Here is a 24,557-nt window from a genome sequence, read left to right on the forward strand (position 1 = left end):
GGCTCTCTATTTTTAGTTAAACTTTAAACGTTTTAAGCGTTCTTTTAATTTCTTTATTTATTAATTCAATGAAGTCCTCCACAGGCATTGTACCTATATCGCCTTCACCATGTTTACGTACAGAAACTGTACCATCTTTCTCTTCCTGTTCACCTACAATAAGCATATAAGGGATCTTTGCCATTTCGGCATCCCTTATTTTCTTTCCAATCGTATCATTACGGTGATTGGTTAGGGCGCGAATTTCGTGATTTTCCAACAAACTTAAAACTTTTTGTGAGTATTTTTCATATTTCTCGCTGAGAGAGAGAATAGTAGCCTGCTCAGGCATCAACCATAACGGGAAATTTCCTCCCGTATTTTCCAGCAGTACTGCCACAAAACGTTCCATACTGCCAAAAGGTGCACGGTGTATCATTACCGGACGGTGCATTTCATTGTCACTTCCCTTATATGTCAGGTCAAAACGCTCCGGCAGGTTATAATCCACCTGTATGGTGCCAAGTTGCCAGCTTCTTCCAAGGGCATCCTTAACCATGAAATCCAGCTTTGGCCCGTAAAAAGCAGCTTCCCCGGTTTCGACTATATAGTTAAGTCCCTTATCGTCTGCTGCAGAAATTATGGCGCTTTCAGCCTTGTCCCAAACTTCATCACTGCCAATGTATTTCTCTTTGTTCTCAGGATCCCGTAAGGAAACCTGGGCGGTAAAATCATCAAACCCCAGGGATTCGAACACATATAAAGTTAAATCAATTACTTTTTTAAACTCCTCGTCCAGTTGATCTGGTGTGCAAAATATATGTGCATCATCCTGGGTGAAGCCCCTTACCCGTGTTAACCCATGTAGTTCCCCACTTTGCTCATACCTGTATACAGTACCAAATTCTGCAAATCTTTTTGGAAGATCACGGTAACTCCAGGGAGAGGCATTATATATCTCGCAGTGGTGCGGACAGTTCATTGGTTTTAGAAGAAATTCCTCTCCTTCATTGGGCGTGTGTATAGGCTGGAAACTATCCTCCCCGTATTTGGCATAATGGCCGGAAGTTACATACAGCTCCTTTTGGCCAATATGTGGAGTCATTACCATTTCATATCCGGCTGTTTTTTGGGCTTTCTTCAGGAAATTTTCAAGACGCTCCCTTAATGCTGCGCCTTTAGGCAGCCAAAGTGGCAGTCCCTGTCCTACTTTTTGTGAAAAAGTGAAAAGCTCCAGTTCCTTCCCAAGCTTCCTGTGGTCACGTTTTTTTGCTTCTTCAAGTAGTTCCAAGTATTCCTTAAGCTCTTTTTGTTTAGGAAATGAGATCCCATATACCCTGGTGAGTTGTTTGTTTTTCTCATCCCCTCTCCAGTATGCCCCTGCTGCAGTCGTAAGTTTTACTGCTTTTATGATCCCGGTATTTGGAATATGTCCCCCGCGACAAAGGTCTGTAAAGGTATCATGATCACAAAAAGTAATTGTGCCGTCCTCCAGGTTCTCTATTAGTTCTACCTTAAAAGGATTATTTTGTTTTTTATAAAAGTCGAGAGCTTCCGCTTTGGTAGAGGACCTCATTTGGAAATCATGTTTTCCTCTTGCGATCTCCAGCATCCGGTCTTCTATTTTTTTGAAATCATTTTCAGAGATCTTATGTTCTCCAAAATCGATGTCATAATAAAACCCATTTTCTATTGCGGGACCAATTGTAAGTTTCACCCCGGGGTATAGTTGCTCGATGGCCTGTGCCATAACGTGGGAAGTAGAATGCCAGAAGGCCTTTTTGCCTTCCTTGTCGGTCCAGGTAAAAAGAGTTAGACTGCCGTCTGTAGTAAGTGGAGTAGAGGTTTCTACAACAGTGTCATTGAATTTTGCTGTAATTACATTCCTTGCAAGGCCTTCGCTAATGCTCCTGGCTACATCCATAGGAGTAGCACCGCTTTCAAATTCTTTTATAGAGCCATCTGGCAAACTTATCTTTATCATCTGGTAAATATTATGGGGCAAAGATAATAGGATAAATGTGGTTGCACAATACGCAGCGGGATATTAAAAGATTTCTTTCTCTTTATATATAGTAGTTATTAGAGGGGTGTTTTTTGCTGAAGGTTCTAAGTTGTCTATATAATATGTATGCAGAAAAAAGTGTAGGATACAGTAGAGGCGAATCTTTCTCTTATTTTGAGACAGAAGCTGAAGAGACCGTATGTTAATTTTTATTTTTAAAACAGGTGTTTTCAGGCTATTAAGTTTAAGGTGAAAATAAAAATAAAAAAACCTCAAATAATATTTGTGGGAAAGGAAAAAAGCGGTGTATATTTGCAGCCGCTTAGCGAGGGAGTAACATCTTAAGAGTAGCGGAGTTCATTGAGCAGAGACTGGGATTGCGAAGAGAGGGGGAGGTTATTTCCCTGTTGGAGCAGCTTCTTAAAAAAACTTTAAAAAAGTTTTTGGCAGGAACAAAATAGGGTGTATATTTGCACCCCGCTAAATGAGAAAAAGGCGGTTGTTCTTCAAAAGAAATTCCCTCGAAAAAAACTTCAAAAAAAGTTTTGCCGGTAATTAAAATTGGTTGTACATTTGCAGCCGCTTTAAAAACGAGCGAGTGTTCTTTAAGAGTTATTGAAATAAAGAAATAAAATCCCGGGTGGGTGAGAAGAGGTTCGACTCCTTTTATTTGAACAAAGTCGCGATGCGACATACGTTCTTTGATATATTGAATTGACAGCGCGTTTTACTACTTAGGTAGTAAAGCAAAGAAATTAAATTAAGACTAGAGAAGTCATTTTGAGTGTCTTTTATGTATTTATATATAGGAGACAGATACGAACCTTGGTAATTGTAAATTTATTTAAAGATTAACGATGAAGAGTTTGATCCTGGCTCAGGATGAACGCTAGCGGCAGGCTTAACACATGCAAGTCGAGGGGCAGCACGTCTTCGGATGGTGGCGACCGGCGCACGGGTGCGTAACGCGTATACAATCTACCTTATAGAGGGGGATAGCCCAGAGAAATTTGGATTAATACCCCATAGTATTAGAGAATAGCATTATTTTCTGATTAAACATTTATGGCTATAAGATGAGTATGCGTCCTATTAGTTAGTTGGTAAGGTAACGGCTTACCAAGACCGCGATAGGTAGGGGTCCTGAGAGGGAGATCCCCCACACTGGTACTGAGACACGGACCAGACTCCTACGGGAGGCAGCAGTGAGGAATATTGGACAATGGGCGAGAGCCTGATCCAGCCATGCCGCGTGCAGGAAGACGGCCCTATGGGTTGTAAACTGCTTTTATACGGGAAGAAACACCTCTTCGTGAAGAGGCTTGACGGTACCGTAAGAATAAGGATCGGCTAACTCCGTGCCAGCAGCCGCGGTAATACGGAGGATCCAAGCGTTATCCGGAATCATTGGGTTTAAAGGGTCCGTAGGCGGGATAATAAGTCAGCGGTGAAAGTCTGTGGCTCAACCATAGAATTGCCATTGATACTGTTGTTCTTGAGTGCTTATGAAGTGGTTAGAATATGTAGTGTAGCGGTGAAATGCATAGATATTACATAGAATACCGATTGCGAAGGCAGATCACTAATAAGATACTGACGCTGATGGACGAAAGCGTAGGTAGCGAACAGGATTAGATACCCTGGTAGTCTACGCCGTAAACGATGGTTACTAGCTGTTTGGTCTTCGGACTGAGTGGCTAAGCGAAAGTGATAAGTAACCCACCTGGGGAGTACGTTCGCAAGAATGAAACTCAAAGGAATTGACGGGGGCCCGCACAAGCGGTGGAGCATGTGGTTTAATTCGATGATACGCGAGGAACCTTACCAGGGCTTAAATGTAGTCTGACAGGGCTGGAAACAGCTTTTTCTTCGGACAGATTACAAGGTGCTGCATGGTTGTCGTCAGCTCGTGCCGTGAGGTGTCAGGTTAAGTCCTATAACGAGCGCAACCCCTGTTGTTAGTTGCCAGCGAGTAATGTCGGGAACTCTAACAAGACTGCCGGTGCAAACCGTGAGGAAGGTGGGGATGACGTCAAATCATCACGGCCCTTACGTCCTGGGCCACACACGTGCTACAATGGTAGGGACAGAGAGCAGCCACTGCGCAAGCAGGAGCGAATCTATAAACCCTATCTCAGTTCGGATCGGAGTCTGCAACTCGACTCCGTGAAGCTGGAATCGCTAGTAATCGCATATCAGCCATGATGCGGTGAATACGTTCCCGGGCCTTGTACACACCGCCCGTCAAGCCATGGAAGCTGGGGGTACCTGAAGTCGGTCACCGCAAGGAGCCGCCTAGGGTAAAACTGGTAACTGGGGCTAAGTCGTAACAAGGTAGCCGTACCGGAAGGTGCGGCTGGAACACCTCCTTTCTAGAGCATTGCTTATTAAAGAGCAATCGCAATTACCACTCAAGGTTCTCAAAAGGAACTCTTTGGTCTTAATTTAGCTGTCAATTTCGATATATTATATTATAAAAGATATGAGATATTAGATTTGAGATATGAGATGAGTGAGAGAATAAGTCTCACGTCTAAAATCTAAAGTCTAAGATCTAATATTAGATGTGAGATATCAGATATGAGATGTGAGATAAAGAGAGGGATGAAAAGAAATCTCAAGTCTCAGATCTAAAATCTAGTATCTATTTGCAGTCTCATAGCTCAGCTGGTTAGAGCGCTACACTGATAATGTAGAGGTCGGCAGTTCGAGTCTGCCTGAGACTACAGGCCCCCCAACCCCTGAAGGGGGAGTAAAAAAAGGGGATTAAGTTCATTACAAGTATTGAAAGGAAATTTTAGAAGTTGGGATACCTATCCTTTTTGGAATTTGGAATTTTAAATTTTTGGAATTTCAATTTAAAAAATGGGGGATTAGCTCAGCTGGCTAGAGCGCCTGCCTTGCACGCAGGAGGTCATCGGTTCGACTCCGATATTCTCCACCAGGTTAGATAAGAGACCTGAGATATGAGATTTGAGACATTTATTTGTCTAATATCTCACGTCTAAGATCTCAAATCTACAAAACGTTCATTGACATATTGGGAAATAAAGAATACGAGAAAAATCGAATTTGTAGAAATACAAGTAGATAGAATAATAGAATAAAATCGTTTCTATAAACATGCTGCACGGCTGTTTATAGAGACAAGAGCATATTAGGTAAAAAGCACATAAGCTAAATAAGGGCGTATGGGGAATGCCTAGGCTCTCAGAGGCGATGAAGGACGTGATAAGCTGCGAAAAGCTGCGGGGACTGGCACATACAGGTTGATCCGCAGATATCCGAATGGGGCAACCCACTATATTGAAGATATAGTATACCGTAAGGTAGGCGAACCCGGGGAACTGAAACATCTAAGTACCCGGAGGAGAAGAAAACAACAGTGATTGCGCAAGTAGTGGCGAGCGAACGCGCATTAGCCCAAACCAGCTAGTTTACGGATTAGTTGGGGTTGTAGGACCACGAGATTGGTTGTGTTATGAATTAGAACACTTTGGAAAGAGTGACCATAGAGGGTGATAGTCCCGTATAAGTAAAGATCATAAACCATAGTGGTATCCTGAGTAGTGCGGGGCACGTGAAACCCTGTATGAATTTGGCGGGACCATCCGCTAAGGCTAAATACTCCTGAGAGACCGATAGTGAACCAGTACCGTGAGGGAAAGGTGAAAAGAACCGTGAATAACGGAGTGAAATAGATCCTGAAACCATACGCTTACAAGCGGTCGGAGCCCCTTTGGGGTGACGGCGTGCCTTTTGCATAATGAGCCTACGAGTTAACGTTGCCAGCAAGGTTAAGCATTTAAGATGTGGAGCCGTAGCGAAAGCGAGTCTTAATAGGGCGCTATAGTTGGTAGTGTTAGACGCGAAACCGTGTGATCTACCCTTGGGCAGGTTGAAGCTGTGGTAACACATAGTGGAGGACCGAACCCGTTGACGTTGAAAAGTCTTGGGATGACCTGAGGGTAGGGGTGAAAGGCCAATCAAACTCGGAAATAGCTCGTACTCCCCGAAATGCATTTAGGTGCAGCGATATATTAGTTTTATAGAGGTAGAGCTACTGATTGGATGCGGGGGCTTCACCGCCTACCAATTCCTGACAAACTCCGAATGCTATAAAATGATGTATATCAGTGAGGGCATGGGTGCTAAGGTCCATGTCCGAGAGGGAAAGAACCCAGACCATCAGCTAAGGTCCCCAAATGTATATTAAGTTGAAGAAACGCGGTTGAACTGCCCAGACAGCTAGGATGTTGGCTTGGAAGCAGCCATTCATTTAAAGAGTGCGTAACAGCTCACTAGTCGAGCGGTTCGGCATGGATAATAATCGGGCATAAATATACTACCGAAGCTATGGATTTACAGTTTACTGTAAGTGGTAGGGGAGCATTGTAATAGGGTTGAAGGTGAGCTGTAAGGCTTGCTGGACTAATTACAAAAGAAAATGTAGGCATAAGTAACGATAATGCGGGCGAGAAACCCGCACACCGAAAGACTAAGGTTTCCTCAGCTATGCTAATCAGCTGAGGGTTAGTCGGGACCTAAGGCGACCCCGAATGGGTTAGTCGATGGACAACAGATTAATATTTCTGTACCTGCCCCACGATAAAAGTGACGGAGGCGAAAAGTTAGTGCGCACTGACGGAATAGTGCGTTGAAGGGAGTGGTAACACCCCGATAGTACACAAAGGCTTCGGCTGGCGTGATAATCTAGCGAATCGACTTCCAAGAAAAGCGAGTGGTGGCAGCCCGTACCGCAAACCGACACAGGTAGTTGGGATGAGAATTCTAAGGTGCTCGAGAGATTCATGGCTAAGGAACTAGGCAAAATAGACCCGTAACTTCGGGAGAAGGGTCGCCCATCTTCGGATGGGCCGCAGTGAAGAGGTCCAGGCGACTGTTTATCAAAAACACAGGACTCTGCTAAATCGAAAGATGACGTATAGGGTCTGACACCTGCCCGGTGCTGGAAGGTTAAGAGGAGATGTTAGCTTTTAGCGAAGCATTGAATTGAAGCCCCAGTAAACGGCGGCCGTAACTATAACGGTCCTAAGGTAGCGAAATTCCTTGTCGGGTAAGTTCCGACCTGCACGAATGGTGCAACGATCTGGACACTGTCTCAGCCATGAGCTCGGTGAAATTGTAGTATCGGTGAAGATGCCGATTACCCGCTGTGGGACGAAAAGACCCCGTGCACCTTTACTATAGCTTAGTATTGACTTTGGACAAGTGATGTGTAGGATAGGTGGGAGACTTTGAAGCTGCATCGCCAGGTGTGGTGGAGTCATTGTTGAAATACCACCCTTTACTTGTTTGAAGCCTAACTTCTGAAAATGAAGGACAATGCTTGGTGGGTAGTTTGACTGGGGTGGTCGCCTCCAAAAGAGTAACGGAGGCTTCTAAAGGTTCCCTCAGCACGCTTGGTAACCGTGCGTAGAGTGCAATGGCAAAAGGGAGCTTGACTGAGAGACATACAGGTCGATCAGGTACGAAAGTAGAGCATAGTGATCCGGTGGTTCCGCATGGAAGGGCCATCGCTCAAAGGATAAAAGGTACGCCGGGGATAACAGGCTGATCTCCCCCAAGAGCTCACATCGACGGGGGGGTTTGGCACCTCGATGTCGGCTCGTCACATCCTGGGGCTGGAGAAGGTCCCAAGGGTTGGGCTGTTCGCCCATTAAAGTGGCACGCGAGCTGGGTTCAGAACGTCGTGAGACAGTTCGGTCTCTATCTACAGTGGGCGTTAGAAATTTGAGTGGATCTGACTCTAGTACGAGAGGACCGAGTTGGACAAACCTCTGGTGCACCAGTTGTTCCGCCAGGAGCATTGCTGGGTAGCTACGTTTGGAAGGGATAAGCGCTGAAAGCATATAAGCGCGAAACCCACCACAAGATGAGATTTCTTTAAAGGATCGTGGAAGACTACCACGTTGATAGGCCATAGGTGTAAAGGCAGTAATGTCATAGCCGAGTGGTACTAATAATCCGTAAAGCTTAGTGCACCCGTCCTCCGGAGCCTTCGGGCGAAGGAGGGCAGGATAACCTAGTACTCATTTTATTTTATTAAAATATCAATGATATCTTCTATTGTTTATTTCCTTATATGTTAATCTTATTAGAAGTGAGATATCAGATATGAGACGTGAGATAAAAGGGAAACTTTTTAAATCTCAAGTCTAACATCTAAGATCTAATATCTCCTTTAAGATTTAAGGTGGCTATAGCATCGGGGCTCACCTCTTCCCATTCCGAACAGAGAAGTTAAGCCCGTTAGCGCAGATGGTACTGCTGTATTGTGGGAGAGTATGTCGCCGCCTTGTTTTTGAAAAGCACTTATCGAAAGATAGGTGCTTTTTTTGTTTATAACATCAGCAAATGCTGACTTCAAAACCCTTCATCATAGCGATGGAGGGTTTTTTTATGGAATAAAGTCTGGGGGTGGTATCGCAATTTCTATTGCATTTATAATCCTGCTGGTAAGGTTTAACCACAGAGTGACGCGGAGTTTAAAAAGGAGTTACACGGAGTAGAACTCTGTGATACTCCGTACCGTACTCCGTTTACTCCGTGGTTAAATAGTGCCTGGTTGGAGTCCTGTTCTCTACGTCTACTCGCTCACTCGGGCGTGGGATCCTTACAGGATGACAAACCGAGAAAATACAGGCGTGGGATCCTTACAGGATGACAAACGCAGGGGGTGTATTGGATTGGTGAGACTGGAAAGTACAAGTCGTCGGGTGTGGAGTACTCGTCACGGATTACAAATCCGCGCCATCGGGTAGTGGGGAGCACAGAGGTTTAGATTCCAGACTCTTTTTCTCTTCTCTCTTTTCTTGTTTCTTCATTGCCAATACTTTGTCCCGTTAGGGAACTCATATGGGTAGAAATTACAATCAAAAAGGTATTATCGTGCCGTTAGGTACGAAATATAAAATGCCAGACGTAGCTATATGCTGTACCTAAAGGCACAGGAATAAATGCCCCCTTTTTTCTACCCATATATAGTCCCTACTGGACAAAAAAAATCAGGACTTGCCCTTGTCTCCTGACTCTCCACAACAGGCCGCTCTTGTTCACTCACTCGGGCGTGGGATCCTTACAGGATGACAAACGGTGCAGGTACAGGCGTGAGATCTTTATAGGGTGACAAATGGGAGGGAACAAGGATGGGATCTTTACAGGATGACAAACCGGGAAGGTAAGGAAAGCACGGGGGAAAAGAGAGAATAAGGAAAGTCCAGGCTCTAGACTCTAGATTCTAGACCCTCTTCTCTTGTTTCTTGGCTCTTGTTTCTTGTTTCTTGGCTCTTGTTTCTTGTTTCTTGGCTCTTGTTTCTTGTTTCTTGGCTCTTATCTCTTTTAGACGACATCATTAATCAAACAACGACTTCACCAGCGTTCCAATTCCTTTGAACATAAAAAAAACAGCGGCAATGCAGGCTGCTAAGCCCAGGATCAATACCGGAATATAAAGTGGTTGATGTTGATTGTTAAAGGCGCTGTAAAGTACAACAGGTCCAATAGCAGAGAGAGGCAGGGCGATGGCAAGGTATTTTAAACCTTTTCCTAATAATGTCTTGTTTGTATGTTTCATACCAAAATATATTCTATTCTACAGTATATCTTAGCCTGGCAGTTTCAGAAAGCCTGAAATATCCAAACGGAAAATTTTCAGGGTTGGTGGTGTTAACAACATTCCCCCGAACAGTTGTAGGCTGGGTCTCAAAAGGACCTCCCCCAACGCCGGCCTGGGAACGCAAAATAAACATATATTCATAGAATCTCCTTGAAATTCCCTGAATTTCAAAATTAACAATATCTCCCGGACTTAGATCTTCATTTGAAAAAAAAGCGAAGGTTTGATTCCCATTTGTGAATTCATCATCATAGATCTGCAGGGATATTTCTTCGTGCATAAAGCGGAATAGGTAGTAGTTACCCGGTTCTGGCGGATCTGTGTAAAAAGCCTTCAGCTCAATATCCTCTCCCCCAAATCCGCCGGTATTGTCCTGTTCCACAAAGTCAATATCAACCACGGGAATAAAGGTCTCTGTTGCGCGATAAACTTCATCCTCATAAACTACTTGCAGCGTGTAGCTCTTTCCGGTTTCAGGAATAAAATTATCGTTAACATAAATTCCTGGATCTATTTCTTCAAAGCTATATAGAATGGAGTTTTCCTCTTCAATAACCACATTGGCACCTGTTGCTGCGGGGATCTCATCATCAAAATATGCAGTAGTTAGTGATAACCTTATATACTGCGGACTGGTAGGAATATCTTTTACGGTGAGAATAGAAGCTTCAATAACCAGTCGCGGGTCACTTTGTTCCAGATCCACATCAACAACCTCCTCACAGCCATAAAGACTAAAAAGTGCAATACAAAAAATTACTATTCTTCTCATGGACTAAAACTTAAAATTATAGGTGACAGAAGGTATAATGCCAAAAAGCGAGAGGCGAACCGCTTCATTTGATCCTACATCCTGGTTCCTTCTGAAGGTAAGGGATACTGCATTCATACGGTTATAAACATTATAAATTCCAAAATTCCAGGATGATTGCCAGTTACGCCTTGCATTTTTCGCCGGATTATAGGTAGCAGAAATATCCAGGCGGTGATAATCTGGCAGCCGGTTGCTATTCCTTGGGGAATATACAGGGATATTAAGGTTTTCAAACCTGTATTGCCCGGTGGGGAAAGTAACAGGCAAACCTGTTTGATATGTGAAATTTGTATTTAATTGCCATCTGTCATTTAATTCATACCCTGCCGTGATACTTAGATCATGTGGTTTGTCAAAATTGGTATTATACCAGTCCCCATTATTAATCCCTGTTTCTACCGGGGTCCTTCCGGGGGTCTGCTGTTCACTCCGGGAAAGGGTATAGGCAAGCCAGCCTGTGAATCTTCCCTTATTTTTCTTCAGTAATATTTCCAAACCATACGCCCTTGCTTCCCCGGGTAGGATCGCCTGTTCTATAGCATTATTGGCAATGAGGTTGGCCCCGTCTATATAATCCAGCCTGTTCTGAATGAATTTATAAAAGGCTTCGACTTCCAGGGAGTAGGTTTCCCTTTTAAAGTTCTGAAAAAAACCTGCGGCTACCTGGTCCAGCAACTGTGGCTCGATGTATCTGCCGCTGGGTGCCCATACATCCAGTGGAGTAGGGGAGCTGGTATTGGTAATGAGGTGAAGGTACTGGCTCATCCTGTTATAACTAAATTTTATTGACTGGTAGTCATTAAAACTGTAGGCTACGGCAAGTCTTGGCTCCAGGTTATAGAAAGAACGCTCTACCTGTCCCTTGTCCAGGCGGCGGGTCCCAATAGGATCTGCCTCCTCATAAATGCCGAAATCCTGATTGAAGACGACACCCTGCTCATTTTCATAAAGGTTCAATTCCTCCTGTCCAAGTCTAAGAAAGCTGTTTAAACGCAAACCATATTCCGCAGAGAACTTTTTAGAAAAAGTCTGTTCTATTGAAAAATAAGCAGAAGTCTCAAATGCATATTTCTTTGTGAGTTCAAAATAATTTATTCCGGACTCTTCTGAACTTGGTTCAATTTCCCCCGGGTTAAATTCATAATAAGTGCTTTGGATCCCGTAATCCATGCTCATATTCTCATTAAGGTAATGGTCGAAATCATATTTCACATTGAGATTCTTAATCCCACTATTCCAGTTGAATCCTACAAAATCAAGAGTGAGGCCATAATAGTAATCACTGTAGATAACAGATAGGTTGGTAAAAATATTATTGGTGAGTACGTGATTCCACCTAAGATTGAAGACGGCGTTCCCGTAGGTATTTCTAAAGCTCTCATTGATATTGAAGACATCCCGTCCAAAGTAACCCGAAAACAATAAAGTATTACTGTCATTGAGTCTGTAACTTAATTTTGTATTAAGGTCGTAAAAATAAGCGGAGTTTGGATTATCTGTAAGCTTGAGGAAAAGATGCGCATAAGAACTGCGCCCTCCTATAAGAAAAGAACCTTTTTCTTTCTCAAGTGGCCCCTGTAATAATAGCCTGCTGGAAATTAGACCAATTCCCCCATTTCCTTCGAATTTGCGGCTGTTTCCATCTTTTTGATAGATCTCCAGGACAGAGGAAACCCTCCCGCCATATTTCGCGGGGATCCCACCTTTATATAATTTCAAATTCTTAATGGCATCGGGATTGAAGACTGAAAATAAACCGAAAAGGTGGGAGCCGTTATATATAGTTGCTTCATCCAGTAGAATAAGATTTTGATCTGCAGCGCCACCCCGCACGTTAAAACCTGAAGACCCTTCTCCCGCATTGGAAACTCCCGGAAGCAATAACAGGGATTTGATCACATCAACTTCCCCAAAGACAACCGGTAACTTCTGTATAGTGGAGATGTCCAATTTATTTAAACTCATCTCAGGTTTCTTGATGTTGAGCCTTTCTATATTATCTGTGATAACCACTTCCTGTAAAGCCTGGGACGTTTCTGTCAATTCTACATTTTCGGTTTGGTTACCGGTAATTGTGATTTGTCTTTCGACTTCCTGGAATCCTATATATGTATAGATCACCCTATTAGTTCCTTCCGGAAGGCGCAGGGAATAAAAACCATATTCATTTGTAGTTGTCCCGGTATTAAGCTCTGGCACCAGGACGTTGGCTCCATACAGGGTTTCATTGCTCGAAATATCTTTTACAACTCCATTAAGTGTAAATTTTTCCTGTGCCTGCAGGAGAGAGGGGAGGAATATAACAAAAACAAAAAAGATTTTATTCAAAGGAAAATTTTTAAGCAAAGATAATGTTTGGCACTGTTTCCGGGGAAATTACTGCTTCTACAATTGTTATTTTATTCAAAAAAAAGGGCCGGAATCATTCCAGCCCTCTCATCAAATAAATATTCTCAACTCCTAGTAACCCAGGATGGTATTTAAAGTTTGGCTTGGGCGCATTGCCTTGCTGGTAAGCTCTTCTGAAGGATAGTAATACCCCTCAATATCCACAGGGCTTCCCTGGGCATCTATAAGGTCCTGAAGTATTTCCTTTTCATTATCCTGAAGTTTTTGAGCTACAGGCGTGAAATGCTCTTTAAGTTCTTTGTCTTTATCCTGGTCTGCAAGTGCCTGGGCCCAGTACAAAGCTAAATAAAAATGGCTCCCCCTGTTATCCATTTCATTCACTTTTCTGGAAGGGGATTTGTCATTTTTCAAAAATTGCTCTGTTGCCTGGTCCAGGGTTTCAGATAAAACCAGCGCTTTTGAATTATCATACTTCTCTCCCAGGTGCTCAAGAGACACCGCCAGGGCTAGAAATTCTCCCAGCGAATCCCAGCGTAAATGGCCTTCTTTTAAAAACTGCTGAATATGTTTTGGAGCAGATCCTCCCGCACCGGTTTCAAATAATCCACCACCGTTCATTAAAGGAACAATGGAAAGCATCTTGGCACTGGTTCCCAGCTCCAGGATAGGAAAAAGGTCGGTTAAATAATCCCTCAATACATTTCCTGTTACAGAGATTGTATCCTTTCCTTCTTTTACTCTTTGAAGGGTGAATTCTGTTGCTTCTGCCGGGGCAAGTATGCGTATATCAATGCTCGAAGTGTCATGGTCCTTCAAATATTTTTCAACCTTTTTAATGATCTCTGCATCGTGGCTTCGGTTTTTGTCCAGCCAGAAAACTGCTGGCATGCCAGAGGCTGTTGCCCTTGTCACTGCAAGTTTTACCCAGTCCTGTACAGGCGCATCTTTTGTTTGGCACATTCTCCAGATATCACCCTGCTCTACAGAATGTTCAAAAATCGTTTTTCCTTCACTGTCCAAAACCTTAACAGTTCCTGCAGCAGGGATCTCGAAGGTTTTATCATGGGAACCATATTCCTCGGCTTTTTGAGCCATTAGTCCCACATTGGGCACAGTACCCATAGTGGTAGGGTCAAAAGCTCCATTCTTTTTACAAAAATCTATGGTCGCCTGGTAAAGTCCGGCATAACTGCTATCTGGAATAACTGCTTTGGTGTCCTGCTGTTTTCCCTCTTTATTCCACATTTGTCCGGAAGTTCTTATCATTGCAGGCATAGAGGCATCAATGATAACGTCACTTGGTACGTGGAGATTTGTAATTCCCTTATCTGAATCTACCATCGCAAGGTCTGGCCCGGTCTCGAACCCCTTCTTAAGATCCTGCTCAACCTTATTTCGTGTGTCTGCATCCAGTTTGTCAAGGGAATTTAAAAGGTCACCCAACCCACTATTTACATTTATTCCTGCTTTCTCCAGTGCCTGGCTATGTTTGGCGAAAAGGTCTTTGAAATAAACCCTCACCGCGTGGCCAAAGATAATAGGGTCTGACACCTTCATCATTGTCGCCTTCATATGCAGGGAGAAGAGTACGCCTTTTTCTTTGGCATCTTTCACCTGCTCCTCTAAAAAGCCAAGCAGGGCTTTTTTGCTCATCACCGTAGCATCAATGATCTCCCCTTGCTTTACCTTCAGGTTATCTTTTAGAACTGTAGTTTTTCCTCCTGCTTCTTCAAGTTGTATTTTAAGTGCTCCTGCAGTTTCTATGGTAGTAGATCGTTCATTGGAATAGAAGTCTCCATCCTGCATGGTGGCTACGTGGGTTTTAGAATCCTTGCTCCACGCTCCCATACGGTGCGGATTTTCCTTTGCGTAGTTCTTCACTGCGCGAGGTGCTCTCCTGTCTGAATTTCCTTCTCTTAAAACGGGATTAACAGCACTACCTTTAACCTGGTCGTATTTTCTTTTGATCTCCTTTTCTTCCTCGTTCTTAGGCTCTGATGGGTAATCTGGTAACTTATATCCTTTTTCCTGTAGTTCTTTTACGGCAGCTTCAAGTTGAGGCTCAGAGGCGCTAATATTAGGAAGTTTGATAATATTTGCTTCAGGTTTATTAACCAGCTCTCCAAGTTCTTTAAGTGCATCTGGAACCTGTTGCTCTTGTGGCAGGCGATCATTAAAAGCAGCAAGTATCCTGGCTGCAAGGGAAATATCTGTAGGTTCTATTTCAATGTTTGAGGTGGCAGTGAAACTTCTTACAATTGGTAAAAATGAAAAAGTTGCAAGCATTGGGGCTTCATCTGTCTTCGTATAAAAGATCCTGGATTTTTGTGTCATGTTCAAATTATGGTTTTAGGAATTTCATAGGGGTCAAAATGAGAATTCTCATTTATAATCAAGAAATTCTAGTGATATAATAAAAGTAAATGAGCAGCTGTCCTAACAGTTACCCACTCCTGCGAAGATAAGGTTTTTGTAGGTTTTATCATAGTTAACAGGGGGTTAAAGTGCAGGGGGCTCAAATAGAAAAGCCATTTCAACATACCTTGTATATTGAAATGGCTTCTTACGAAATAACGCTTTACCGCCGGATCTTAAAAATCTATCTAAGTCAATTACCACAACTTACCGCGTGCGTTATTTCACTTAATAATTTTTGTCCACAAACGCTTTCAAAAACTATTAAAGGAGTTTTTATCTTTCAAACTATTTTTGCAGTGCAAAATAACGTTCTATAGAAGATAAAAACTTATGTAAAGATCAATGCTTTACAGTATTTAAACCTGCGGGAATCCTTGTGTCATCCTTAGCTTTGGATTTAAATACATTACAATATACAATCAAAGTTCAATTTATCAAAGAAAATAAGGGTTTAGTTATCAACAGTTTACGTAATTAACCTGGCTCTTTAGGTTTTTATATAAAATTTTAAATGCTGGCTAATTCTGGCTTTATAAATTGGATCGTTCCGGAAGCACAGGGAATTTTTAAGGTTATTAACAGGTATAATAAGAATTTATCTTTATTCATATAATGCATTTGGTCCCAGTTGTGATTTAGCCTTCAAATTTTGCCTTTTCTCGGAATAGAAAAAACGGATATTTTTAATGACCATCAGTATATCAATAAAAAAGCCCCTTATCGGGGCTTTGGAAATTTTGAAAAAAGAGAATACTATCTTCTCTCTTCCTTAATACGGGCTTTCTTACCAGTAAGACCTCTAAAGTAGTAAATACGTGCTCTTCTTACAGCACCACGTTTGTTTACTTCAACTTTTTGAAGGGCCGGCATATTGATAGGGAAAATACGTTCCACACCTACTGTACCGCTCATCTTACGAATAGTGAAAGTCTTTGAAAGGCCACTTCCTTTTACCTGGATCACAACACCTCTAAAAAACTGAGTACGTGTTTTTGCGCCTTCCTTAATTTCATAATACACAGTGATAGTATCACCTGCTGAGAATTCCGGAAAATCTTTCTTGGTTACGAATTCGTCCTGAACGAATTTAATTAAGGATTCCATAGATATTGATTTAAAAGATAGTCTAAAGCAACATTCACGGATTTCGCCAGAGGTTGGTTTAGAAACGAGTGCAAAATTAATAAATAAATCTTTATAAACAAGTAAATATCTCCTATTCCTCCTTCAAAAGATCGGGTCGTAATTCTTTGGTTCTCAGGTAAGACTGTTCCTCCCTCCAGGATTCGATCTTAGGGAAATTACCTGAAGTAAGGATTTCGGGGACTTTCCAGCCCTTATAGTCGGCAGGGCGGGTGTACACCGGTGGAGCCAGCAGGTCATCCTGAAAGGAATCTGTGAGAGCCGAGGTCTCATTGCCAAGGACCCCGGGGATCAATCTTATAACCGCGTCACATACCACCGCTGCTGCCAGTTCTCCGCCAGATAATACATAGTCCCCTATAGAGATCTCCTTAGTGATAAAATGATCCCTCACCCGTTGGTCTACTCCCTTATAATGACCACATAGTATTATTATATTTTCCTTTAGAGAGAGAGTATTTGCATCTTTCTGTGTAAATCTCTTACCATCTGGCGTCATATAGATCACTTCATCATAATCTCTCTCAGCTTTTAAAGCTGTTATGCACTTGTCTATGGGCTCGATCATCATGACCATGCCCGCGCCACCGCCAAACTGGTAGTCATCAATTTGCTTGTAATTATCTGTAACGTAATCCCTTAAGTTATGCAGGTGGATCTCAACGAGCCCCTTTTCAATGGCTCTTTTAAGTATTGAAACATCAAAGGGACTGGTTAAAATATCTGGTACAACTGTAATTATATCAATGCGCATCTTATAATAATTAGAGTGCAAAGATGAGAAATATCTTTAACAGGAAGTATGCAGCACCTGCCTATCTTTCATTGTGTTTATTCCTTTCATCCTGTAGCAGCCGACCCAGGCGCTGTTCTTTCTCCAGGGCCTTTTCACGATAAATGTCAAATTCCTTTTCTGTTTCATCCAATTTGCTTCGCGCTTCCCTGGTATGGGAGTGGCTTTGCTTGAAGCGGTATATAAAAAATAACAATGCCAGTAAAAGGGCTCCAACAATACCCCACATAAGTGCCATATAACTGCCTTTGCTAAAAGGCATTCCAAGGAAGGTTATAGCATCCTTTTCAGCATTAACGCGTTCCAGGTCCTGTTGGGTATTTTGTAATTCTTCTTCCAGGGAATTTATTTGATCCTGTTGCTGGTCTATTGTGTTCTTTTGGGTGATTAGCTCTTCATTGAGCCTGGTGTAGTGTTGTGAGGCATTGTTTCTTAGTTTTACAAGTTCATTGTAATCAACCACCTTATATCCCTGGTAATCGTTTGAACTTTCAATAAGATTGGTAAACTCATCCTCAACAGGGTTTTGAGTTGCAGCTGTCTCCTGGGCTTGCATCTTTCCACTTAGTGCCAGGCAGGCTAAACTTAAAAATAATACTTTATTCATTTTATGCTTTTTGGTTCAATAACCTACACAACGTGTCGAAAATTAACTTATTGCCAAAAAAAGGATAAGTCATGAACTTTTCGAAAAACCTGTTGTTAAGTTACTCATTTTGTGCTTCTTGTGCAGCATCTTCGTAGTTAATATCTTCATCTATATCCCCGGTGAATGCCTTGATCCAGGCATTTTTAAAAATATTAAGGACCGTGGCCCAGGTACTTGTATCCACGTTATTAAGGTCTCCCTCAATGGGTGCCCGGGTTGCCAGAGTACCGGTCCCCTTGTTCTCAAATAACCACTTAACGGCACCTACAAAACCTTCCCAGATTTTTCCAAGGAAGCTGCGATCCTCTTCCTTGCCAAGGATCTTTGTGTCAATGAACATAGGTTTGAGATAGCCTTTCAAATATCCATCGGCAATCGCAAATTCACTGTATAATTCAAAAGTGCCGCTCTCAAAATCTACTCCTATATAATTTTCAGATAGGTCATTAAGTGCGGTTACATTTGCTTTCTTAAGGGAAAATTCTATATCCATATCGGGGATCTTTTTTAAAAGGTTCAGGTTCCCCTGCAGGGTCACATTCCCTCCCCCCATGGAATTTGCCCTGGCGTACAGGTTGGAAGGAAGGGTTTTTTCCTCATTCACTACATTGCTCAAATTTGTGGCATCAAGATCTATATTCTCAAGGAACATATCAATTTGAGGATCTTTTGCCAGGCGCACAAAATTGGCAGTGCCGTTATGTACGTTAAAGTGGTTTATATCTATGGGAACAAGATCTGTAAGTGCCTTTGTCCAGTCATCAACATCTGCCTCACCTTCCACGGGTTCGGTTTCCTGGTCTTCAAAAATATAGTTGAACTTTGGCCCATGTAGGATCACCTCACTCACAATCTTACCTTTAAACAGGGATTTCCATTCTATTGAGATATCGTTCTTGGGGAAATCCAGCATAGGAGTATCTGTCCTGGCACTGCGTTTTCTTAGTTTAAGTCCTTTGATTACATATGCCCCACGATACAGCGCGACATCAATATCTTCAACGTGGCCCATATAACCTGGGATCTCATTGAGGGTTTTATTTACATAATTCTTAAGGAAATACGGTAGCATCAAACGGCCTATAATGACAAGTGCCAAAATTGTTAGGGGAATGATATACCGCTTTTTGCGTACCGCGTGCTTCTTTTTGGAATTAGCCATAGAAACCGTTTTTACAAATTTGGTTATTACGGCTGTTTCAGGCAGTTAAAAATTAGCCAAAAAAAAGCTGTCAATTACGACAGCCCTTTTTCATATAAAACAAAAAATTCCTAATAATAAGTATAGCGTCTTACCTTGGCGATGTATTTAGCCAGGCGTATAACTTGCTGGCTATACCCAAATTCATTGTCATACCATACATATAGGACGGTGTTCTTGCCATCTTCTGAAACTATCGTCGCCTTGCTGTCAAAAATAGATGGCTGGGCAGATCCTACTATATCTGTAGAAACCAGTTCATTGTCAAGGGAATATTTAATTTGCTCAACCAGGTCTCCTTCCAGGGCATACTTTTTCATGATCTCGTTCACCTCATCTATAGTGGTTTCTTTTTGAACTTCGAGATTCAGGATTGCAAGGGAACCATTAGGAACAGGAACGCGTATGGCATTGGAGGTAAGTTTTCCTTCAAAAACCGGTAATGCCTTGGCTACCGCCTTTCCTGCCCCGGTCTCTGTTATCACCATGTTTAGTCCTGCTGCGCGACCCCTCCTGTATTTACTGTGCATATTATCTACCAGGTTCTGGTCGTTTGTATAGGCGTGGATGGTTTCAAGATGCCCGTGTACAACTCCAAGTGTGTCCTCAATGGCTTTTAGTACAGGTACAATAGCATTGGTGGTGCAGGAAGCTGCTGAAAAAATGTCAGATTCATCGGGATTATATTCTTGATGGTTCACCCCATGAACTATATTTGGAACTCCTTTCCCCGGGGCAGTCAGCAGGACTTTAGATGCACCTTTACTTGATAGGTGCCTTGATAATTCTTCCTTATCGCGGAAGGCTCCTGTGTTATCGATTATAAGTGCATCTTCAATACCATATTGAGTATAATCTATATCTTCAGGATTGTTGGCTGAAATGATATGAACGGTAGTGCCGTTTATGATAAGGGCTGAATTTTTTTCATCAATAGTCACTGTACCTGAAAAATCCCCGTGAACCGAATCATTTTTTAAAAGAGAGGCTCTCTTCTCCAAAACAGTAGCGTCTACTTTTCCCCGGGTCACAATAGCCCGTAATCTTAACTGACTTCCTTTCCCGGTTCGGGTCATCAATTCCCTGGCAAGTAATCTTCCAATTCGTCCAAACCCGTAAAGCACCACATCTTTAGGAGTAACCTCCTTATAGTCTTTGGCATCCTTAAGTTTTCCGGTAATAAAGGATTTTGCATTATGATAGTCTACATCCTCAAGATGATATTCATATGTCAACTTTCCAATATCCAATTTTGCAGGAGGAAGGTCCAGGTCCTTTATGGCTTGTGCGATCTCAACAGAATCGAAAATTGAGATTGGTTTTTGCACAAATTCACCGGCATATTCGTGAAGATTCAAGATATCACTAACATTCCGGTTTATTAGCTGGTTTCGGAATAAAACCAATTCTATGGATTTATCATACCATAGGTCACTTATAATCTTAATAAATTCAACCGAGGCTCTTCTGCGGTCGGCCTGAAAAGAAAGTTCCTTTTCGTAAACTTCGTTAAATCCCATTTTTTATTGAGTTAAGTTGTGTGTTTTAAAAACGCTGCAAAAGTATAGATTTCAAACGTTTTCGTAAAAAGTTTTAGCAAAAAAATAACCCGCTGGTTTATATCCAGCGGGTCATTATGAATTTAGGACAAATTATTGCCATATATATGTTTGTTCCTTGCCTTCGCGGTTTACAAAAGTTACGCTTAATGGCTCCTGTGGATCTTTTGAGTTTAATATCTTTCTTACATCGGCAACGCTGGTAACATCCTCGTTGTCAATTTTCGTAATGATTATTCCAATAAGGGCCTGGGATCTCTTATCACCTTTTAATGCAGCGCTTATTTTTACACCATTAGAAACTTTTGATCTTTTTAGATCATCTTTGGAAGCATTGGTTACTTCAAGTCCAATTGGAGTAATGGCATATGTTTCATACTTCGTCAATTTCACATCGAGCTCTCTTTCCCGGCCATTTCTCAAAATATTGACTTTTACAATATCTCCGGGTCTCTTCGATCCTATATATCCGGTAAGGTCAGACATCTTGCGAACGGTCACATTATCAATTTGACGAATCACATCGCCATCCTTTATCCCTGCCATGGCAGCGCCACTTTCAGAATCTACATCGGCAACAATGACACCCTGTGCAACTTCCAGGTTATATTCCCTGGAAATGTTTTGGTTAAGGTCCCTTCCCCGAATTCCCAGAATACCTTTTTGTACATTCCCATATTCAAGGATGTCCTCCACGATCTTACGGGCGTTATTGGATGGTACTGCAAATCCATACCCAATATAACTACCGGTTTGAGAGGTGATGGCTGTATTGATGCCTATAAGCTCCCCATTGATATTCACAAGGGCACCTCCGCTGTTTCCCGGGTTAATGGCAGCATCTGTTTGAATGAAGGACTGCGGGGTCCCGTCATTGGTGTTAAGGTCACGTGCCCTTGCACTTACGATCCCGGCAGTTACTGTAGAGGTAAGGTTAAAAGGATTACCTACTGCCAGCACCCATTCTCCAAGCTTTATGTTGTTGGAATTTCCAAATGGTAGATAGTCCAGGTCCCGTGCGTCTATCTTTATCAAAGCAATATCTGCGCTGGGTTCTGTTCCTATAAGCTCTGCCTTATAGGTTTTGTTGTTATTAAGGGTAACTTGAATTTCGCTAGCGCCGGCTATCACGTGATTATTGGTCACAATATACCCATCTGGAGTAATAATGACCCCAGATCCTGCTCCCCTTAAGGCTTTGCCCCCCGCGCCGCCACGGGCCTGCAGTTCCCAAATTGTTCTTGGCTGGTCATAGATCGCTACATTCTTTACGTGCACAACCCCGTGAACAGTTTTTTCAGCAGCTTCAGTAAAATCTGCATTTGTGCCATAGACCGGGGGTTCAAAGGAAACCGGTAGGATACCAGGGGTGCCGGTTGTCATCATTTCGGTATTACCCATAGCAACAAAATCTTCCTCCAGGAACAATTTATAGGAGCCTAAAGTAAGGATGCCTCCCAACATAGAAACAAAAACAAGTGTGGTTAATTTTTTCATCTTTAAGTCCTTATTTTTTATTATAAAATTGAATTATTATACTTTTTTAGTCGTTCCCCTGCCTCTTTAGTCAACGTGGAATTCTTTTACTTTGTTGTACCTTTGCAGGGTTGAAATTGCAAATAATGACAATAAATTTTTACAAATTCCACGGGACGGGAAATGACTTTATTATGGTTGATAACCGTGATAATGCATTCTCCAAAAATGATACCATTCTCATTAACAGGTTATGCCACAGAAGATTTGGCATAGGAGCAGATGGTTTGATACTGCTGGAAAATCCTGAAAATGAAAAGGAAGATTTCAGGATGGTATATTTTAATGCAGATGGTAACCAGAGTAGCATGTGCGGCAATGGGGGCCGTTGCCTGGTGGCATTTGCAAAATACCTTGGAATTATTGAGGATAAGGCAGGTTTCACCGCAATAGATGGTTTTCATCTCGCCACAGTCGAAAATGACATTGTAAGCCTTAAGATGCAGGATGTGGAGGTGAAGGGCCTCAATGAGGACGCTCTATTCCTGGACACGGGCTCTCCCCACCATATTATTTTTACAGAAGAAGTAGGGGACATGAAGGTAAGGGAGCTTGGAGCCAAAATTAGATATTCAGCTGTATATGAAAAACAGGGTGGCACTAATGTTAATTTCGTGCAACAGGAGGAAAACAATACTTTTCTTGTGCGAACTTATGAGAGAGGTGTGGAGGATGAAACCTATTCCTGCGGGACGGGAGTCACTGCAGTAGCACTGGCGGCACATGCCACGGGGAAATCTTCTAATAATGAAATAGACCTTAAGACCCCGGGAGGGTTATTAAAGGTGAGTTTTGAAAAGCAGGGTGATCATTACAGGAATATATGGCTTCGAGGCCCTGCCCAATTTGTATTTAAAGGAGAGATAGATGCCAACACTAAAGGGTAATAATGTAATCCTACGGGCCCTGGAGCCAGAGGACCTGGACTTTGTCCTTGAAGTGGAGAATACAGAGGAGTTCTGGGAGATAAGCGCAACACGGGTGCCATATTCCAGGTATCTTATAAAAAAATATATCCAGAATTCTCACCGGGATATCTATGAGGTGAAGCAGTTGCGCCTTATGATTTGTGATCTTGAAAATAATCCTACAGGGATGATAGATATCTTCGATCTTGACCCAAAAGATCGTAAAGCAGCTTTGGGCATTCTTATTGCAAAAGAAGATGATCGCAGGAAAGGTTTTGGGGCAGAGGCCCTTTCCCTTGTATGCGCCTATTGTTTTGCGCATTTGGGATTGCATCAGGTCTATGCCAATGTCACTGCAGATAATGAGCCCAGCAACCGCCTTTTTTTTAAGAATGGATTTATAAAGGCAGGAGTTAAAAAAGACTGGGTGCTTGTCAATGGAAAATTTAAGGATGAGGTTTTATATCAATTAATAAATGTACATTAAAAGAATACTTTTGATCATTGCCCTTTTGGGCCTGGTAGTTTTAGGTTATTTCAGTTACAGGATCTACGATAATATTTTTACTCCCAATACAGCTTTTGAGGCTGAAAGCGTTACTATCTATATACCCACGGGAGCAAATTATGCGACTGTAAAAGACTCCTTGCGGCCACATTTAAAGGACATTGCTTCTTTTGAAGCAGTTGCAGAGAAGAAAGGCTATAGCCCCAAGGCGGGGAAGTTTGTTATCACGAAAGGGATGAACAATAATTCAATTATAAACACACTACGCCTCAGAGGGCTTCCTGTGAAAGTGGTTTTCAATAACCAGGAGCGGCTGGAGAATCTTGCCGGCAGGATCTCGACTCAAATTGAGGCAGATAGTATTTCTCTTCTGGAGGTAATGAGAGATACATCATTCCTTTACGGGAATGGCTTTACAAACGAGAATGCGCTTGGAATGTATATTCCCAATCAATATGAATTCTTCTGGAATACCTCGGCTGAAGGTTTCAGGAAACGAATGCAACGGGAATATAATAACTTCTGGACCCCAGAAAGATTGCAAAAAGCAGAGGAGATTGGCCTTACTCCCCAGCAGGTAACCGTCATTGCATCTATCGTTCAGAAAGAAACAGCCAAAGTAGATGAGAGGGCAAAGGTTGCGGGCGTCTATATGAACAGGTATAAGAATGGGTGGAAACTGGATGCAGACCCTACCGTGATCTATGCTATAAAGCTGGAGAACGATAATTTTGATACTATAATCAAAAGAGTGCTTTACAAAGACCTCACCCTGGATTCTCCGTATAATACTTACCTCTATAAAGAACTACCTCCGGGTCCTATCGCTATGCCCGATATTTCTTCCATCGATGCTGTTCTTAATTATGAGGACCACAAATATTTTTATTTTGTGGCCGATGTGGAGAACTTTGGCTACCATAAGTTTGCTGAAACTCTCGCCCAACACAACCGCAATAAGCAGGCTTACATAAGGTGGATCAATAAGCAGGGAATTAACAGGTAAAGGTCATTGGTACAAACCAAAGTATTTAGAATTTTTCATAAACCTTTATA

14 protein-coding genes, 2 tRNA genes and 3 rRNA genes are annotated in these 24,557 nt (G+C 42.3%); 8 read left to right on the forward strand and 11 right to left on the reverse strand.

Annotation, left to right across the window (positions count from 1 at the left end):
* Positions 1–16: 16 nt before the first annotated feature.
* Positions 17–1,963, reverse strand: coding sequence for a threonine--tRNA ligase (gene thrS / locus FHG64_RS14275; RefSeq protein ID WP_139067034.1), 1,947 nt, complete (start codon positions 1,961–1,963; stop codon positions 17–19).
* A gap of 875 nt (positions 1,964–2,838) precedes the next feature.
* Here thrS and FHG64_RS14280 point away from each other — a divergent pair.
* From FHG64_RS14280 to rrf, 5 genes are all read left to right on the forward strand, one after another.
* Positions 2,839–4,356: ribosomal RNA gene (locus FHG64_RS14280) — 16S ribosomal RNA — on the forward strand.
* A 280-nt stretch (positions 4,357–4,636) separates the two neighbouring features.
* Positions 4,637–4,710 (forward strand) — tRNA-Ile (locus FHG64_RS14285).
* Between the two features lie 141 nt (positions 4,711–4,851).
* Positions 4,852–4,928 (forward strand) — tRNA-Ala (locus tag FHG64_RS14290).
* 225 nt (positions 4,929–5,153) lie between these two features.
* Positions 5,154–7,989 (forward strand): 23S ribosomal RNA (locus FHG64_RS14295).
* Between the two features lie 208 nt (positions 7,990–8,197).
* Positions 8,198–8,307: ribosomal RNA gene (gene rrf / locus FHG64_RS14300) — 5S ribosomal RNA — on the forward strand.
* The 16S, 23S and 5S rRNA genes sit together here with 2 tRNA genes alongside, the layout of an rRNA operon.
* Positions 8,308–9,359: 1,052 nt before the next feature.
* Here the strand turns inward: rrf and FHG64_RS14305 are convergent.
* From FHG64_RS14305 to FHG64_RS14350, 10 genes are all read right to left on the reverse strand, one after another.
* Positions 9,360–9,581 carry a DUF6095 family protein gene (locus FHG64_RS14305; protein ID WP_139067035.1) on the reverse strand — a complete coding sequence of 74 codons (222 nt, stop codon included), beginning with the start codon at positions 9,579–9,581 and terminating at the stop codon, positions 9,360–9,362.
* A gap of 13 nt (positions 9,582–9,594) precedes the next feature.
* Complete coding sequence (locus tag FHG64_RS14310; protein WP_139067036.1) at positions 9,595–10,395, reverse strand: DUF4249 domain-containing protein; 801 nt, start codon at positions 10,393–10,395, stop codon at positions 9,595–9,597.
* 3 nt (positions 10,396–10,398) lie between these two features.
* Complete coding sequence (locus FHG64_RS14315) at positions 10,399–12,765, reverse strand: TonB-dependent receptor (protein ID WP_139067037.1); 2,367 nt, start codon at positions 12,763–12,765, stop codon at positions 10,399–10,401.
* A gap of 132 nt (positions 12,766–12,897) precedes the next feature.
* Positions 12,898–15,120 carry an NADP-dependent isocitrate dehydrogenase gene (locus FHG64_RS14320; protein ID WP_139067038.1) on the reverse strand — a complete coding sequence of 741 codons (2,223 nt, stop codon included), beginning with the start codon at positions 15,118–15,120 and terminating at the stop codon, positions 12,898–12,900.
* 837 nt (positions 15,121–15,957) lie between these two features.
* Positions 15,958–16,308 (reverse strand): 50S ribosomal protein L19, encoded by a 351-nt coding sequence (rplS, locus tag FHG64_RS14325; protein ID WP_139067040.1) that lies wholly within the window; start codon positions 16,306–16,308, stop codon positions 15,958–15,960.
* A gap of 112 nt (positions 16,309–16,420) precedes the next feature.
* Positions 16,421–17,101 carry a tRNA (guanosine(37)-N1)-methyltransferase TrmD gene (gene trmD / locus FHG64_RS14330; protein WP_139067042.1) on the reverse strand — a complete coding sequence of 227 codons (681 nt, stop codon included), beginning with the start codon at positions 17,099–17,101 and terminating at the stop codon, positions 16,421–16,423.
* A gap of 61 nt (positions 17,102–17,162) precedes the next feature.
* Positions 17,163–17,747: a hypothetical protein gene (locus FHG64_RS14335; protein WP_139067043.1), complete on the reverse strand. Its 585-nt coding sequence runs from the start codon at positions 17,745–17,747 to the stop codon at positions 17,163–17,165.
* Between the two features lie 100 nt (positions 17,748–17,847).
* Entirely contained in the window at positions 17,848–18,951 is a 1,104-nt protein-coding gene (locus FHG64_RS14340) for a DUF748 domain-containing protein (protein ID WP_139067044.1), read from the reverse strand.
* Positions 18,952–19,061: 110 nt separating this feature from the next.
* The gene (locus tag FHG64_RS14345) at positions 19,062–20,510 is read right to left on the reverse strand and encodes a glyceraldehyde-3-phosphate dehydrogenase (protein WP_139067046.1); all 1,449 of its coding nucleotides are present in this window, start codon (positions 20,508–20,510) and stop codon (positions 19,062–19,064) included.
* A gap of 132 nt (positions 20,511–20,642) precedes the next feature.
* Positions 20,643–22,046, reverse strand: a complete 1,404-nt coding sequence (locus tag FHG64_RS14350; protein ID WP_139067048.1) for a trypsin-like peptidase domain-containing protein — start codon at positions 22,044–22,046, stop codon at positions 20,643–20,645.
* Positions 22,047–22,171: 125 nt separating this feature from the next.
* On the opposite strand from FHG64_RS14350, the gene dapF reads away from it, so the two are divergent.
* From dapF to mltG, 3 genes are read left to right on the forward strand one after another with little or no spacing between them, the layout of a single operon-like run.
* Positions 22,172–22,972, forward strand: coding sequence for a diaminopimelate epimerase (gene dapF / locus FHG64_RS14355; RefSeq protein WP_139067049.1), 801 nt, complete (start codon positions 22,172–22,174; stop codon positions 22,970–22,972).
* The gene (locus FHG64_RS14360; protein ID WP_139067051.1) at positions 22,953–23,480 is read left to right on the forward strand and encodes a GNAT family N-acetyltransferase; all 528 of its coding nucleotides are present in this window, start codon (positions 22,953–22,955) and stop codon (positions 23,478–23,480) included. Before dapF ends, FHG64_RS14360 begins: the two co-directional genes overlap by 20 nt.
* Positions 23,470–24,507: an endolytic transglycosylase MltG gene (gene mltG / locus FHG64_RS14365; RefSeq protein ID WP_139067052.1), complete on the forward strand. Its 1,038-nt coding sequence runs from the start codon at positions 23,470–23,472 to the stop codon at positions 24,505–24,507. Before FHG64_RS14360 ends, mltG begins: the two co-directional genes overlap by 11 nt.
* The last annotated feature ends 50 nt before the right edge of the window (positions 24,508–24,557 follow it).

It is taken from the genome of Antarcticibacterium flavum (assembly GCF_006159205.1).
Taxonomy (GTDB): Bacteria; Bacteroidota; Bacteroidia; order Flavobacteriales; family Flavobacteriaceae; genus Gillisia; species Gillisia flava.

Excerpts from the sequence above, each read along its gene's own strand:
- thrS (WP_139067034.1), bottom strand. The coding sequence starts at position 1,963 with ATGATAAAGATAAGTTTGCCAGATGGCTCTATAAAAGAATTTGAAAGC.
- FHG64_RS14305 (WP_139067035.1), bottom strand. The coding sequence starts at position 9,581 with ATGAAACATACAAACAAGACATTATTAGGAAAAGGTTTAAAATACCTT.
- FHG64_RS14310 (WP_139067036.1), bottom strand. The coding sequence starts at position 10,395 with ATGAGAAGAATAGTAATTTTTTGTATTGCACTTTTTAGTCTTTATGGC.
- FHG64_RS14320 (WP_139067038.1), bottom strand. The coding sequence starts at position 15,120 with ATGACACAAAAATCCAGGATCTTTTATACGAAGACAGATGAAGCCCCA.
- rplS (WP_139067040.1), bottom strand. The coding sequence starts at position 16,308 with ATGGAATCCTTAATTAAATTCGTTCAGGACGAATTCGTAACCAAGAAA.
- trmD (WP_139067042.1), bottom strand. The coding sequence starts at position 17,101 with ATGCGCATTGATATAATTACAGTTGTACCAGATATTTTAACCAGTCCC.
- FHG64_RS14335 (WP_139067043.1), bottom strand. The coding sequence starts at position 17,747 with ATGAATAAAGTATTATTTTTAAGTTTAGCCTGCCTGGCACTAAGTGGA.
- FHG64_RS14340 (WP_139067044.1), bottom strand. The coding sequence starts at position 18,951 with ATGGCTAATTCCAAAAAGAAGCACGCGGTACGCAAAAAGCGGTATATC.
- FHG64_RS14345 (WP_139067046.1), bottom strand. The coding sequence starts at position 20,510 with ATGGGATTTAACGAAGTTTACGAAAAGGAACTTTCTTTTCAGGCCGAC.
- FHG64_RS14350 (WP_139067048.1), bottom strand. The coding sequence starts at position 22,046 with ATGAAAAAATTAACCACACTTGTTTTTGTTTCTATGTTGGGAGGCATC.
- dapF (WP_139067049.1), top strand. The coding sequence starts at position 22,172 with ATGACAATAAATTTTTACAAATTCCACGGGACGGGAAATGACTTTATT.
- FHG64_RS14360 (WP_139067051.1), top strand. The coding sequence starts at position 22,953 with ATGCCAACACTAAAGGGTAATAATGTAATCCTACGGGCCCTGGAGCCA.
- mltG (WP_139067052.1), top strand. The coding sequence starts at position 23,470 with ATGTACATTAAAAGAATACTTTTGATCATTGCCCTTTTGGGCCTGGTA.